The sequence below is a fragment of the Oribacterium sp. C9 genome, assembly GCF_002007235.1.
In the GTDB taxonomy this organism is placed as follows: domain Bacteria; phylum Bacillota; class Clostridia; order Lachnospirales; family Lachnospiraceae; genus Oribacterium.
Map to the genome: position 1 here is coordinate 42,032 of NZ_MUHW01000003.1, position 13,226 is coordinate 55,257.

At 42.0% G+C, this 13,226-nt stretch carries 18 protein-coding genes; 4 read left to right on the top strand and 14 right to left on the bottom strand.

All coding sequences use genetic code 11. The annotated features are described in order from the left end of the window. Window positions 1-10 precede the first annotated feature (10 nt). From BXO88_RS02920 to BXO88_RS02975, 13 genes are all read right to left on the bottom strand, one after another. The gene (locus tag BXO88_RS02920; protein ID WP_078036280.1) at window positions 11-3,085 is read right to left on the bottom strand and encodes an HD domain-containing phosphohydrolase; all 3,075 of its coding nucleotides are present in this window, start codon (window positions 3,083-3,085) and stop codon (window positions 11-13) included. Between the two features lie 410 nt (window positions 3,086-3,495). Further along, window positions 3,496-4,335, bottom strand: coding sequence for a hypothetical protein (locus BXO88_RS02925; protein WP_078036281.1), 840 nt, complete (start codon window positions 4,333-4,335; stop codon window positions 3,496-3,498). Window positions 4,336-4,337: 2 nt separating this feature from the next. Further along, window positions 4,338-4,769, bottom strand: a complete 432-nt coding sequence (locus BXO88_RS02930) for a Panacea domain-containing protein (RefSeq protein ID WP_078036282.1) — start codon at window positions 4,767-4,769, stop codon at window positions 4,338-4,340. 294 nt (window positions 4,770-5,063) lie between these two features. After that, a complete protein-coding gene (locus BXO88_RS02935) occupies window positions 5,064-6,422 on the bottom strand; it encodes a phage tail tip lysozyme (protein ID WP_078036283.1) in 1,359 nt (452 codons plus the stop codon). Window positions 6,423-6,538: 116 nt separating this feature from the next. Continuing rightward, window positions 6,539-6,865: a ribonuclease gene (locus tag BXO88_RS02940; protein WP_078036252.1), complete on the bottom strand. Its 327-nt coding sequence runs from the start codon at window positions 6,863-6,865 to the stop codon at window positions 6,539-6,541. Beyond that, window positions 6,862-7,365 (bottom strand): hypothetical protein, encoded by a 504-nt coding sequence (locus tag BXO88_RS02945; protein WP_078036284.1) that lies wholly within the window; start codon window positions 7,363-7,365, stop codon window positions 6,862-6,864. The genes BXO88_RS02940 and BXO88_RS02945 overlap by 4 nt, the downstream gene beginning before the upstream one ends. Window positions 7,366-7,396: 31 nt before the next feature. Next, the gene (locus tag BXO88_RS02950; RefSeq protein WP_078036285.1) at window positions 7,397-7,585 is read right to left on the bottom strand and encodes a hypothetical protein; all 189 of its coding nucleotides are present in this window, start codon (window positions 7,583-7,585) and stop codon (window positions 7,397-7,399) included. A 3-nt stretch (window positions 7,586-7,588) separates the two neighbouring features. Further along, window positions 7,589-7,726 carry an XkdX family protein gene (locus BXO88_RS02955; RefSeq protein WP_078036286.1) on the bottom strand — a complete coding sequence of 46 codons (138 nt, stop codon included), beginning with the start codon at window positions 7,724-7,726 and terminating at the stop codon, window positions 7,589-7,591. 12 nt (window positions 7,727-7,738) lie between these two features. Then, a complete protein-coding gene (locus BXO88_RS02960) occupies window positions 7,739-8,095 on the bottom strand; it encodes a hypothetical protein (RefSeq protein WP_078036287.1) in 357 nt (118 codons plus the stop codon). Further along, window positions 8,043-8,876 carry a reverse transcriptase domain-containing protein gene (locus BXO88_RS02965; RefSeq protein WP_168171601.1) on the bottom strand — a complete coding sequence of 278 codons (834 nt, stop codon included), beginning with the start codon at window positions 8,874-8,876 and terminating at the stop codon, window positions 8,043-8,045. The genes BXO88_RS02960 and BXO88_RS02965 overlap by 53 nt, the downstream gene beginning before the upstream one ends. A gap of 107 nt (window positions 8,877-8,983) precedes the next feature. Further along, window positions 8,984-9,115 (bottom strand): hypothetical protein, encoded by a 132-nt coding sequence (locus tag BXO88_RS16930; protein ID WP_256363636.1) that lies wholly within the window; start codon window positions 9,113-9,115, stop codon window positions 8,984-8,986. 90 nt (window positions 9,116-9,205) lie between these two features. Continuing rightward, window positions 9,206-9,409: a helix-turn-helix domain-containing protein gene (locus BXO88_RS02970; RefSeq protein WP_078036289.1), complete on the bottom strand. Its 204-nt coding sequence runs from the start codon at window positions 9,407-9,409 to the stop codon at window positions 9,206-9,208. Window positions 9,410-9,479: 70 nt separating this feature from the next. Then, on the bottom strand, window positions 9,480-9,668 hold the full coding sequence (locus BXO88_RS02975; protein WP_078036290.1) for a helix-turn-helix domain-containing protein: 189 nt from the start codon (window positions 9,666-9,668) through the stop codon (window positions 9,480-9,482). Between the two features lie 121 nt (window positions 9,669-9,789). Between BXO88_RS02975 and BXO88_RS02980 the strand changes: the two genes are divergently transcribed. From BXO88_RS02980 to BXO88_RS02990, 3 genes are all read left to right on the top strand, one after another. Beyond that, entirely contained in the window at window positions 9,790-10,230 is a 441-nt protein-coding gene (locus BXO88_RS02980; RefSeq protein ID WP_330395063.1) for a helix-turn-helix domain-containing protein, read from the top strand. Between the two features lie 106 nt (window positions 10,231-10,336). After that, window positions 10,337-10,570, top strand: a complete 234-nt coding sequence (locus tag BXO88_RS02985; protein ID WP_078036292.1) for a hypothetical protein — start codon at window positions 10,337-10,339, stop codon at window positions 10,568-10,570. A 126-nt stretch (window positions 10,571-10,696) separates the two neighbouring features. Then, window positions 10,697-11,644, top strand: coding sequence for an Abi family protein (locus BXO88_RS02990; protein ID WP_242945138.1), 948 nt, complete (start codon window positions 10,697-10,699; stop codon window positions 11,642-11,644). 129 nt (window positions 11,645-11,773) lie between these two features. Here the strand turns inward: BXO88_RS02990 and relB are convergent, their stop codons facing one another. Next, entirely contained in the window at window positions 11,774-11,995 is a 222-nt protein-coding gene (gene relB / locus BXO88_RS02995; RefSeq protein ID WP_078036293.1) for a type II toxin-antitoxin system RelB family antitoxin, read from the bottom strand. Window positions 11,996-12,129: 134 nt separating this feature from the next. Between relB and BXO88_RS03000 the strand changes: the two genes are divergently transcribed. Continuing rightward, entirely contained in the window at window positions 12,130-13,128 is a 999-nt protein-coding gene (locus tag BXO88_RS03000) for a site-specific integrase (protein WP_078036294.1), read from the top strand. Window positions 13,129-13,226: the final 98 nt, after the last annotated feature.

Below are 13,226 nucleotides of genomic sequence, written 5' to 3' on the forward strand. Positions count from 1 at the left end.
GTCATGGAACTTATTTTTTGATGTTGACTATATCTTCCGTGCTTCCGCCGCCGTCGTCTTCAGGATCCTTGAATTCACCCTTTTCCACAAGTCTCAAAAAGGCATCCACTACATCACTCGTAAGCTGCGTTCCTGAAACGTCCTTTATTATAGAGACTACTTTTTCAAAATTCATACGGTTTCTGTATGGACGGTTAGAGTACATGGCGTCAAAGCAGTCAGCTACTGCTATGATCTGAGCTACTCTGGGTATCTCCGTACCCTTGAGATGATTTGGATAACCCTTTCCGTCGGGTCTTTCGTGATGAGCCTGGGCTCCGATGGAAAGCTCCGGCATGATACTGATGTCTTTCAGAGCTTCATAGCCCTTTGTGGTATGAGACTGGATTATCTCGAACTCTTCATCGGTTAACTTCCCGGATTTGTTGAGTACCGTTGAGGGAACACCGATCTTTCCTATGTCATGAAGCAGAGCTATGCGGTAATATTTTTTCACTGTTTCATCATCATATCCAAGTTCCTTTGCAAGCATCGAGGTGTAATGCGCTACTCTTGATGAATGACCGTTTGTGTACCGGTCCTTCATATCGATAACCTTCGCAAATGCTTCAGTTATTTCTTCAACGAGAGTCATGGTTTCCTGATTTTTCTTTTCCAGTGCCCTCATCTTGCTGCGTATGTACAGTCTGACCATAAGTGCCAGAAGCGTAAAAACGACTACTGCGAAAAGGATATAGAACCATGGCTCCTCGTAATAGGCTTTTTTCTTGGTTATCGAAATGGATACTTCCTTATCGCCTCTGCCCATGGAATCCTTTATGTGCATGATGAAGTTATAGGTTCCTCCTCGGAGGTTCGTGTAGTCCACCGGAACGAGATTACTCCTTTCAACAGTCTTTCCTACGATATCGAATCCGTCCAGCTGGTAGGTGACCTGAGGGTTGATCAGAGAGTAATTGTACACGAAGCTGTTAACTGTGATCTTGTGGGTATCCGCAGGAAGTATGAAGGAACCGTTCTTTTCCGGATACAGTCTGACACCGTCGGCATCAATGAAAGGAACCGCTGCTTTCAGCTCGGAAACATTTTCAAAAGGAGTGTCGATGTTTACCTTAACAACACACTCTGAAGATGCTATATACAGCTCTCCTTTTTCAGTCAGTTCACTGTAGGAGTTGGCAGTGGTGATGGATGGAAGACCGCTGTCCAGACCGTAATATACCGGATTTATGCTTTCGTTTTTAACGAGTTCATCCACAGGAACAACATATATACCGTTACTTGACAGTATCCACATATCCCCGTTTTTGTTTTCATAAAGATCATAGTTATTGGAATACGGGAAGTTCTTTATGGTATGTACTTCATAGTCCTCGGTCATGTACTCTATAGAGTTGCTGGTGACCATCCAGTAAAGCTTCCTTTTATCGTCTCGCTTTATGCGCATAACTATTCCGGAACTGAGCCCGTCCTGAGTGGTTATGTGCTTTGTTTTGCCGTTATTCAGGACAAATATTCCCGCTCCATTGGAGCCAAGCAGTATCTCATCGTTGAAGCCCTGGACAACAGAGAGGTTTTCGGAAATGCTTATACCTGAGGATTTGTCATAGGTTTCAGTTACCCTGTCGTCTCTTATAACACTGATGCCACCTGTGTTAACTACCAGTATAGAGCCGTCCTTTGTCTCGCAGGCAGTCCTTATCCGACCTGACATGAGCCCGTCCTTTTCTGTAAAGGCCATCAGCTCTCCGGCGTCATAACGAAGAAGTCCGTCGCTGCACCAGGTGGATATCCACAGTCTTCCTTTACTGTCGCGAATGATAGAGCGAATACGTATTCCGTTGAGATACTCAATAAGATCCGTTGCTTGAAAGACATTCCCTGAGGCTGTCACCGCTTTTTTTAGAGGCAGCGACGATATAGGACCGTTATTGTCCATAACGATTAGTCCAGTGTCCGAACCTACAAACAGCTGATCTCCGTAGAAGCAGGTGGTGTTTACTACTGCATGAGGAAGGTCATAAGGTTCAAACAGATCGGTGAACTGATTGGGAACGATCTTCATGACTCCCTGTCTGGAGGATGTGAACCACAAATTACCGGAGTAGTCTGTGATCATGTTCTCTACAGAATTACTGAGGGGGAGATTTTTTATTTGTGTGAATCTGCCGTGATCGATGACTCCGATGCCGTTTTCGGTACATAGCCAGAGCTGGCCTTGGATATGCTCCATACTTGCGGTTCCTGACAGAGGCGATATGTCATAGACCGACCTTTTCTTTGCGATGCTGTTTAATTCGCCGTAATATACAATAGATCCTTCGGTTCCCAGATATACATAACCTGGATTTGCCTCATCAGGAAGAACATATGTGATACCTTCAAATCCGCTGGTTTCATGATCTATGAAATTCGTGATCTGACCGTTTTTTAATGTAAAAATATCGCTCGTACTTGTTGCACCGTAAACTGTGCCGTCAGAGCCTTGTCTTATTTTCTCGACTGAACTGTCTGCTATACGTTTATCATCCACATAATGAAGAGTCAGATCCTCTCCTACCATGGCTATGCCGGAATCTGTAGATGCATAAACATTGCCCTGAGCATCCTCGGAGATCGACATGATCCTGAGATATTTGAGGCCTTCTTTTTCACCCCACTTATGTATCTCATCGTGATCCAGCATGGCCAGACCGGCATCGTTGGTGCCTGCCCAAAGACGTTCCTTGCTGTCTACAAACAGACTGATGACGCTGGATATACCTGTTGTAGAGTCGAAACGAACAAAAGTGTTGCCGTCATATCGTATCAGTCCACTGTAGCTTCCGATCCAGATAAAGCCTTCGCTTGTCTCTGCTATGGTATTGGCCTCTGATGTGGGGAGACCGTTAGTGTTGTTATAGAGAACTGCGGAGAATTCCTGATTGATGCCGGCAGGATCTACGGATAAGTGAAGGTTTACCGTTCCGCTTTCACTGAAGGAAGTATCCGTATTACCTAAGGCTGAAAAAGTCGCAGTAATACACATGGTAAGAACTAAATAAAAAAGAATCAGTTTCCTGTTTTTGACGAATGGTTTTAACATGGCTGATCTCCTTTTATAAACAATCAGTCACTTGGTGTTTGATGTTTTTAGGTATAATACAATAATTACGTCGACGTTTATTTAACTTTAATTATACAATTTTTACAGGGTGATTTCACTAAAACCGTAAGAAAATAAAAAAGAGAAGGTTCCTGATTTCAGTTAAATCAGGAACCTTCTCTTTTCTGTATGGGGTCGAAGGGACTTGAACCCTCAAAATTGCGTTATAAAAGCACGCATTTAAGCAGATTGGTTTGCTTTTGGCGTAATTTTTGGCGTAATTTTGCAAAATATAATGATGTAATAAAAGTAGAATACAGCCTTTCCGTTTCTACTGCGTGAAGCCAAAGTCCTTAGTCTTTCCGAAATACCGGAATACCCGATCATCCTTATCAGAGAGACTTTTTATTTTAAGCCACTGTGATAATAAATACCAAAAAGATTATAACGTTGAAGAAAACTATATATGGGTATCTCCTTGTAAACTTGCTTATAAAGTCCTTATTTTGATATTCGTCAGGTAGCTTTGCTCCTATATCTTTGTCAATCATCCGGCTAACTATAAACAGAAACATGAATATCAAATTGAACATTATAAATCCAACAGCGCATATTACCGGCATTACTGCAAGCCATTTTATTTTATCCAAATTTGCAAAAACGTTTGAAAATACACTTGCTCCGCCGAAGAATACGATTACTATTGCTGCGAATATACCTAATATTCCAATAATCTGTGTATAGATATTATTTGTAGATTCTTTTATATGGTTATCGAAAATTCTTGCTTCTTTTTTTAGTGTATTGATACTGCGTTCGCTTATCTTATTTAACTCTTTTTTTCTATCGTTATTTTCGCAGATTCGTACAATTTCTAATTGTATATGATCGTATAGTTTTCTAACCCCTGCATATGTATCTGTATCATTTTTATTGATTTTTTCTCTTATAAGATTCATGCCTGTGGTCAGGTTATATAATTGCTTTTCGTCCATCATATACAATCTTAAAGAGATCGAATAATAGGAATGCCTGTATTTTCCTCCGTATATGTCTTTAAGGCTTATCATGATATTATTTAGATCTTGGGATATATCTTCGCTGTTAGAAATTGAATTTAATATCCGGATTAATTTTCCATCCTTGCCAGCATCTATTTGCGCCATCTCATTTGAATCAAAAAGAGGAGACTTGCTCGCCCCCTCTTTTTTGCTATTTGAATATATTACATTGTCTACACTTGAATCCATAATTATCCAATCCCATTTATAGCATAATCGCGAACCAGACTCATTTCAATTTCTGATTCCAGTTTTGTTTTCGACCATGGTCCGTCTGGTACATGACTTTTTGCAACAAGCTCCCATGGGTTCAAGGACCTGCATCTTTCTATAACCCAATCTGCAACTGTTTTCTCTTCGGAAGTGAACTCTGCCACATCATCATATAAAAGGCAAATCGGCATTGCTCCGTATATCTTATACTCCGCATATACATCGGAAACAACTGGCCCGTATTGCTTAGCTATCATTTTGTTATTAAAAGCCGGTGAATTAAACTGTCGGATAAAATTAACTTGGATAAAATACAATATCTTCTGGAGCTGTAAGTCAGAGATAGGCATTTCATCCAACGTGCATTTGTTAATGATATATTTTGCAATATCTAATGCATTATGAATCACAAAAACCACCTCCTCTTATACTTAACTATATTGTAGCATGATAATGATATTTTGAACTATTTTTTGTGAATTTAGCTATATAATTTATCACTGCCGCATAATCTTTGCAATAGGTAATTCATAATTTCTGTCGGTCGACTACTCAACGGTTGATTGTTTAGGAACTTCAGAATACAGCAGATTACGATGATCTAAAATAAAAAATAGGCGCAGGATTTCTCCTACGCCCAAAGTCTAAATGGCCGCATAGCTCACAGCCTCATGCGGTTCCTCTCTTCTGCTTATATCATGTTCTCACTCTACATACCACGCCGACTGTGCTCCGGATCCGTCAGACTTCCAGCATGCGCCCTGAAGATTGTTGTCTTCCGACTCCTGGAGATAATACTTCTTGCCGTCGATTGTCTGCCAACCTATCAGCATATAACCTTCCTCGTCGAAATAATACCAGTGGTGATTGATCACCTTCCAGGTCTTCTTCAGGTATGTGTTTACAGTGTCAGCATGCCACCATCCGTTGCCGTCCTTGTGCCAGCCTACTGTGTACTTGCCTGCTGCCGGTTTCTGATCTGGAGTTGTGCCTGCTGCGGTACCGGTCTCTTTTCCGGTGGTTCCGTCTCCGTTTGTGAGCGATACCACTGTGTGTCCCTTTGTCGGTGTTACCAGGATATCGCCGCGGAGTAGTCCGGATGGAAGCGGAATAAACACCTCCTCGAATGCTCCTGTTGCAATAAGTGCATCAGCCTCGTCTACTGTGTAAAAGTCGCTTACCCTTATACCGGCATAAAGTACGCACACTCTGACGAGCCTTGCGCAATCCGTATCACATGGAGTGACAACGAGCGAACAGTTAAATCCTACATACTGAGCTACATTGTACAAGCTCTTATTCTTTGCCTGATTATAACCTATGTAGTCATTTGCACAGGCCCATTCCATATTCTGAGCGATAGCTTCGCGTACTGCTGCATCCTTTGCTCTGATGACTCTCCATCCTTTTTTATGGGTGTAGTACTCCTGGATGCATACTTCGTTACCGGTCTGGTCCCCGGCTTTTCCTCCAGATGCATGTCCATTCTCATCAATCCTTGCTGATCCAATAATTACCATCTTTGTACCTCCGTATAGTTTATAAAACTCCTCGCTGTATCTTCTTCGGAGCTCTTTGTAACTCCCCGCGTTATCCGGAGCTTCGAAGTCCATCAGAACTCTGTCTGATGCCGTGTATATGTTCTTTGTGTTGCTTAAAATCTCATATATTACTCTGAAGGATGTCTTAAGCTCGTTTAAAAGATACTCGCACTGAGACTGTAAATCCCCGATGGATTTACCTCTGCCAACTGTATAATCGTAAAGTCCTGCCTTTCTTCCGGTCGATGTCCACTGAGCGAGTCCATAGCCATAGTGTCTCCCCATAGGCTTAATAAACTCGTCTCTGGTGATTGAGCCATCATTTACAGCATTTGTATAAGTGCTGTCCGTATAGATGATTCCTATCTCGCTGTACCTCTTCCTGCAGAGCCTTTCCAGCACTTTTGAACCCACTCCGCTCTCTGCGTAAAGATTTCCCATTAATCCGGCTGTGCCTTCTTTTGTAAGTCCTGCCGCCGTAAAGAAATCCCACACATATCTTCTTTCATACGAATCAGTCATATTCAGCTCCTTTTTTATACTCAAAAGCCCCATGTCCACACGGACACAGGGCTATCACACAAGATTTATAGTTCATCCTATAACGCCAGGACTGCGAGATAAAGGATCACCTCCTTTCACTTGCTGTATTTAGTACGTTCCCAGATGTTTCTCAGCTTTTCCCATCCGCCTGTCGCTATCATGTATACGAAAAAGCCGGCGATTACTGCCGCAACTACGTAGTACCAGAGGATTAAGATCTTAAAATAATTGCACCCGGCAAGCGTCGCTACTATCGTGACAAGTTCTGCGATCACGAGAGCGATGAGCTCTGTTGGGACATCTTTAAGCCCCGGCATCTCTTTGATGCTCTGGACTATGACGCTTGTCACAAACGCCAGCACGCCCACCACGATAAGGGCTGTCGTTAAATACTCCATTACATTCTGGATAACTTCATTCATGATTCATTACCTCCTGTGAAATTTCTCTGCCTGTTGTACCTGCGGTAAGCGTCTTTTACTGTAGACTCTGCCATCACCGCTTTTGAGTTCACGAACAACGGATGAAGTTTGCAGTAGTTGTCGTAGCTTGTAACGTCATCCATTGCGTTGCTTATCATCTCCCCGTCGTAATCTGCGCCGTGAGATATCTCGTAGCTCGCTCTAAGTATCCGCCTTCGTGCATCCAGGGCATCGCTTAGCTCTCTTCTGTTTTTTTCGTCTTCTTTCAGTGTATCGATCTTTACATCGAGCTCACCTATCTTCGCTTGCATTTTCGACAGTTCTGTTTTAATTTCCGGAACACCTATGATTCGGCTCATCCATCGGCCAAGCGCGGTCCATGGATTTATCTTTATAGGACTCACCTCTATCAAGGATGTGATTATGATTAACGCAACTAACATAAAACCTCCGCCATAATCCACTCGTGTTATTAATTCCCAGATCTCTTTTAAGCTCATACTCTTCCCTTCTTCTGTTTGAACTCTTCACTCAGGATATATTGTCTAGTTGTCTCTTTGCTTTTGAACCAGCAGCTCTCGCACGGCTCCTGGGAATACGGGATGATGCTATGCGTACAGTTCTGGCATGCATATTTAAGACTGCAGTCTTTCTTGCATCTGCACGCGTTTCTGTCGCATCTCCCGTCTCCCCGCCTGTGCCGGCATGTGAAATTGTCATTCATCATTCCTCACCGGGGTAGTCCTCTCCGGAGATCAGCTTGTATTCATCCTCTGTAAGCCAATGCTTCTTTACTGCATTCTTGAGTCCGTTCTTGGAAAGCCTTCCCTCGTCATAGAGCTTCTTTAGTCTTTTAAACATATCCCTTCCTCCTTATTCCAGTGCGCCCAGGAGTAGGTCTGTGATGACGCTGTCCTGTTCTTTTATGAGAGTTTCCAGTTCCTTGATACGTGTCTTCATGGTCTTTGGGTCTTCGCTTCCCTCATTCTCCATTGCCTTTTCAAGCCATTCGCTTCTATTGGCTTTCACAAGATCAAGAAGTCCTTCACGGTAACGGGTCTTAACGGTGTAGTGGTCTGCTTCGAATAAGGTTATGACGTTTCCTTCTCCGTCATCCTCATCCACTGTCGTGATGTTCTCACAAAAGTGGAGCGTGCACTCTGCTCCGGGCTTCTCGTTAAGCGCTTCGAGCCATGTTGCCTCGGGTCTTACTGAGTATTTTTCCTTCATTGCTAATTATCCTCCTTAATTTTTTGATGCTTAATTTGCCTGTCAGGTACTTCTTTGTGAAGAAATGAGAATCCGATCTCTTTATCCATCCCGTATAAGAGATCATGCTTGATGCATTCCTTACCGATATCTCCGGTGCCCGGATGAGCTTCCTGATCTTACGCTTAATGCGCTTCATGATGGTCTTCCGCATCTCCGTATGCGCGTCCTTATAGAATTTGAATCCAAGAAAATCAATAGGACGTTTATCCAGTCTGAATATCTGCCAGTTGCTCTTTATATGCAGCTTCAGTTCCAGAAGACGTTTATCAAGGAATTTCTTTAACCTGCTGAGCTTCCTCTTATTAGGACCTATCACCACGATATCGTCTATATACCTTGTACAGAAGTAGTCTTTCCCGAGCATCTTCCGTATATCATGGTCAACCTCTTCAAGATAGAGATTGCAGAGCCAGCGTGACGGGTCTATGCCTATCGGAATGCCATAGCCTTTCCGGAATACCTCATGCTTCTCGGTGGATACTTCCGGATCTATCGCGTCATAGCTGTCAAGGATAGTGTGGTAAAGCCAGAGCACTTCCCTATCTTTTATCTTTCTTTCAAGGATCTCCATCATCTTTTCATGGCATATGGAATCGTAGTATTTCCGGACATCCATTTTGAATACATACTTAGATTTCTCCGGATGCTTCTTTATGTAGCGTTCTATCCCTTTCTTTGCCCGGGCAGGTCCTCTTCCTTTAACTGAGCCACAGCAATAGTAGTCCATTCCTTTCGTCATGATCCTTTCCATCACTCCGTCCAGTGCATGATGCACGCACTGATCCGGCCAAAATCTGGCTTTCGCAAGGCGTCTCCGTTTCAGTTTTATCCCGTCATTGATGTATCTCACGGAATAAGGCGAGGGTAGCCTGAACCCGTTCCGGGATTCCCGATCAGGACATTGAGCCCTTTGCTCTGGTAGTCGATATCCCTGAGATCTCTCAGCAATGTCTTTTTGAATTCTTCATAGTTCATCATGATTTAGTCCTTTCTGTTCACACCTTCAGACTATCATTGCCATTTTTTTGTCAAGCGATATTTTTACATTCTCCTGCTGCTCGGTGTTTCTTAATCCTTTAGGAAGTCTTCGATTTTGCATCCGAAATAAATTGCGAGTTTCAAAAGCTTATCCATCTTTGGGTGGGTGCTTCCATGCTTCCAGCCGGAGATGCACGACTTGGCAATGCCCGTATCTCTTGCAACCTGAATATCCCTCACTCCGTGCCGATCACGAATATCTGCATACTTCTCATAGCTAACTGTTGCTTCCATATTCACTTCCTTCCCGGCATCCTTTCCGGTGCCAATGCTTCACTGATACATCATCTCTGAACGTTGACAATTAATCTTTTAGGAAGAACTCGATAGAGACGCCGAAGTACTCTGCAAGCTTCATAAGCTTGTCGGCTTTGGGCTTGTACTTTCCATTCTTCCATTCACTGAACGTCGACTTCGGTATTCCTGTGTCTTGAGCCACTTTGTAATCAGTCAGTTTTTGAGTTTCCCTCAGCTGTACATACTTCTCGTACATTTTTCCTCCTTCTGATTCTTATTGTGTATGGTTCGGATTTCCGTTATAATGTTATTGCTAAAAGTCATTATAGAGTACTGAAACCCGAACCTTGATTTTATATTAAGACGGATAACAGTACTTGTCAACACTTAAAGTTCACAATGCCGAACTTTTTTATAAACGTGGGGAAGGAATTGTTATGAACGCTTACGAAAGATATTGTGAAATCAGAGATTCTTTAGGGTTTAAGGACTCAGATGTAGTAAAAAAAACAGGGATTGGAAAATCTACATTTTCAGATTGGAAATCAGGGCGCTATGTCCCTAAAGACGAAAAAATGCAAAAAATAGCGGAAGCTCTGGGAACTACCGCTGATTTCATTAGATATGGAGTTGAGTCTCCAGTAGATGATTGCAATGCTTATTATGTCAACGAAGAAACTGCCAAGGCCGCACAGGAAATATTTGAGAATAAGGATCTTCGCATACTGTTTGACGCCGCACGTGATGCAAAGCCTGAAGATCTAAAGATGGCGGCTGAAATGCTCAGAAGATTTAAAGAAACTAATCCGGACGGCTGATGACTGATACCTGCTGCCGCGATAGGACATTTTAAATGTCTGGACATAAAAATCCCCCGGATCTCTCCGAGGGTACGGGATGAACAATATAAGGAGACGTGTTTGAATGGCTAGTTTTGAAAATGCTTATGTATACTTTACATCCTTGCCGGACGGCATCAATGAAATGGTGGTGCCCTGTACCGATGGCTACACGATCTATATCGATGAGAGCCTCAACGATGATGACCGCATGCGTGCATACAAACACGCATTGAAACATATTGATAACAGAGATTTTGAAGGAGGTGACGAAAAGAGCGTCCAGAAAATAGAAAGCAGAGCACATAAAAAGAACTAAAAGAAGATATTTGGGGGGCGAATATGATCAGGCAAAAATTCAGTTGTTGCAAATTCTGCAATAGCTGAATTGAAAGGAGCTAATGAAAATAGGATCCAAAGCGCATGAGCAAAGGAGGCGAAGCCATTGGGCAATACAATATTAAAACCTAAATTAACTATAGATGAGCAAATCGAGCACATGAAAAAGAAGGGGATAACTTTTTCGTGTGGTGTTTCCGAGGATGATGCAAAAGAATTTCTCCGGAATAATAACTATTATATGAAGTTAAGCTCTTATAGAAAAAATTTTTATAAACGATCAGAAGGAAAGAAAAAGGGACAATACTCTAATCTGGATTTTGCTTATCTCAAAGAACTGTCTACCTTGGACATGCATCTCAGATATTTAATTATTGAGATGTGTTTGGATATAGAGCACTCCATTAAGGTTGTACTTTTGAATCATGTATCTTCTGACCCTAACGAAGATGGTTATAGTATTGTGAATAACTTTCTCTCGTTTAATCCAAATAATATGAAGATACTTAGCCGTATTCAAACACATAAGTCCGGAGAATATTGTAAAGACTTAATAAAAAAGTATTATCCCAATTTCCCGGTATGGGTATTTTTAGAATTAATATCTTTCGGAGATTTGATTTTCTTTTGCGATTACTATGCCCAAACTACTGGAATCCGTATTGTCGAAAACAAATACATGAATGTTGTTAGAGATCTGCGAAATGCTGCCGCACATAGCAATTGCATTCTTAACAATATTACAACCCGCATTGATCCTTCAAAGCAAATTGATTCAACAATTGTGGCTTTCATACCTGATAATAGAGGTATTTCAAAAGCTTCAAAAAGGAATAACTTAAATTACAAATTTGCATATAATTTCACAACATTATTATATGTGTATGATAGCATTGTTGGAAAATCTCTAAAATCAACACGGTATTCTGAATTGACCGAATTCTTAAAAACGCGTGTATGCCGCAACAGATCTTATTTTTTAAAAAATGATAAATTAACGGGGACGTATCACTTCATTGATAAATTGGTTGACATTTTATCTTCCAGAGTGTAATGTTAAAGCACAATTGAAAAGCATTTTTGCTTTTGTACGGAGTGATTCGTCCCACAAGGGAAGTTTCGCTCCTTATTTTTTTATCTGCGAATTTCTCCCAACCTAGTCTCAATCCACTCCTATATTACCCTAACAGAGCCCAAGCTCCTTTTCAACTTCACCCAGAGTATAGGTTGTAGGATCGGACTTGCGTGACTGCATAGCTCTTTCATAGCACTGCAGGTCATGCTCATCCTCTATCTTCTCCATGACAGCCTGGTGGAACAGCTCAGATATGCTTATGTTGTGGAGCGAAGCATAGTTTTTTATTAATGATGTATCTTCGTCGCTGAGCGTTAATGTAATAGTCATAGCACAATCCTCCGTATGTAATACATTTTATTACATCTTATTCTTTCATCCATTAATTTTTTCTAAAACATCGGGTTTTACTCTATTAATTCAGACATCTGCTGCACATTCGGAATTTTAGAAAGGATATCGTCATGTCAACTATCAGAAAGCGCGGTAGTTCTTACCGCATAGAAAAGATGTATAAGGGTGAGCGCTATAGTCTCACCCTAGACCATAAGCCGACTAAATCAGAAGCCGACAGGCTCATGTGGGAGCTTATAGAATCCACTGACGCTTCCATGCCTCCGGATTCATTCGAGGCTGTCGCAAACGACTATATCAAATCAAAGGACTCTATCTTATCTCCTGCCACTATCCGGGGATACAGGTCCATGTTAAAAAATCTTCCTCACGAATTCAGAAATGCCCGTTTAAAGGCTATTGACCGCAAAAGGGTACAATTGTTGCTTAATGATGTTTCGAGTCGCTCCAGCCCTAAATCCGTTCGAAATCTGAGCGGTTTTATCTCATCCGTGATAAAGTCTGTAAATCCCGAGTGGAACAATAACGTCACTCTGCCCCAGAAGAAAGTTGAGTTATTTTACGTTCCCGAAAAAGAAGATGTGAAAAAGATCCTGGAAGCATCAAAAGGCACGCGCTACGAGATACCTTTATGGCTTGCCGTATTTGGTCTCCGCCGTTCCGAGGTCCTTGCTCTTGAGACCACTGATCTGAGAGATAACATAATTACGGTGAATAAGGCGCTTGTTCCGGACGGCAACCATAACATGGTGCTAAAGACTACAAAGACAACAGCTTCCACCAGAGAAGTCACTATCACGCCTTACGTCGCCGATCTGATACGTGCTCTTCCCGAAGGGCGTATATTTAACGGTAATCCCGACACCATACTAAACTATCTGCACAAGACTCAGGATAAGTTAGGCGTACCGAGATTTAAGCTGCACTTCTTCCGGAGGTTCTTTGCTTCTACTGCAAGGGAATCCATGGGTGACGTATATGTGGAACAGATGGGCGGATGGACAAAAGGCAGTTCTGTCATGAAGAAGGTATATGACTATGCTCAGAAACGTGAAGCTGAAAAGCATCGAGAAGAGTTTGCGAAGCGCATGGGAAACATGTTTGACTGAGCAGTGAAACCTCTGGCGTAATCTTGGCGTAATTCTTGGCGTAATTTTTTTCTAAAACCGTATAAAATACTCTCTTTTGGTAGAGTAACATAGGCAAA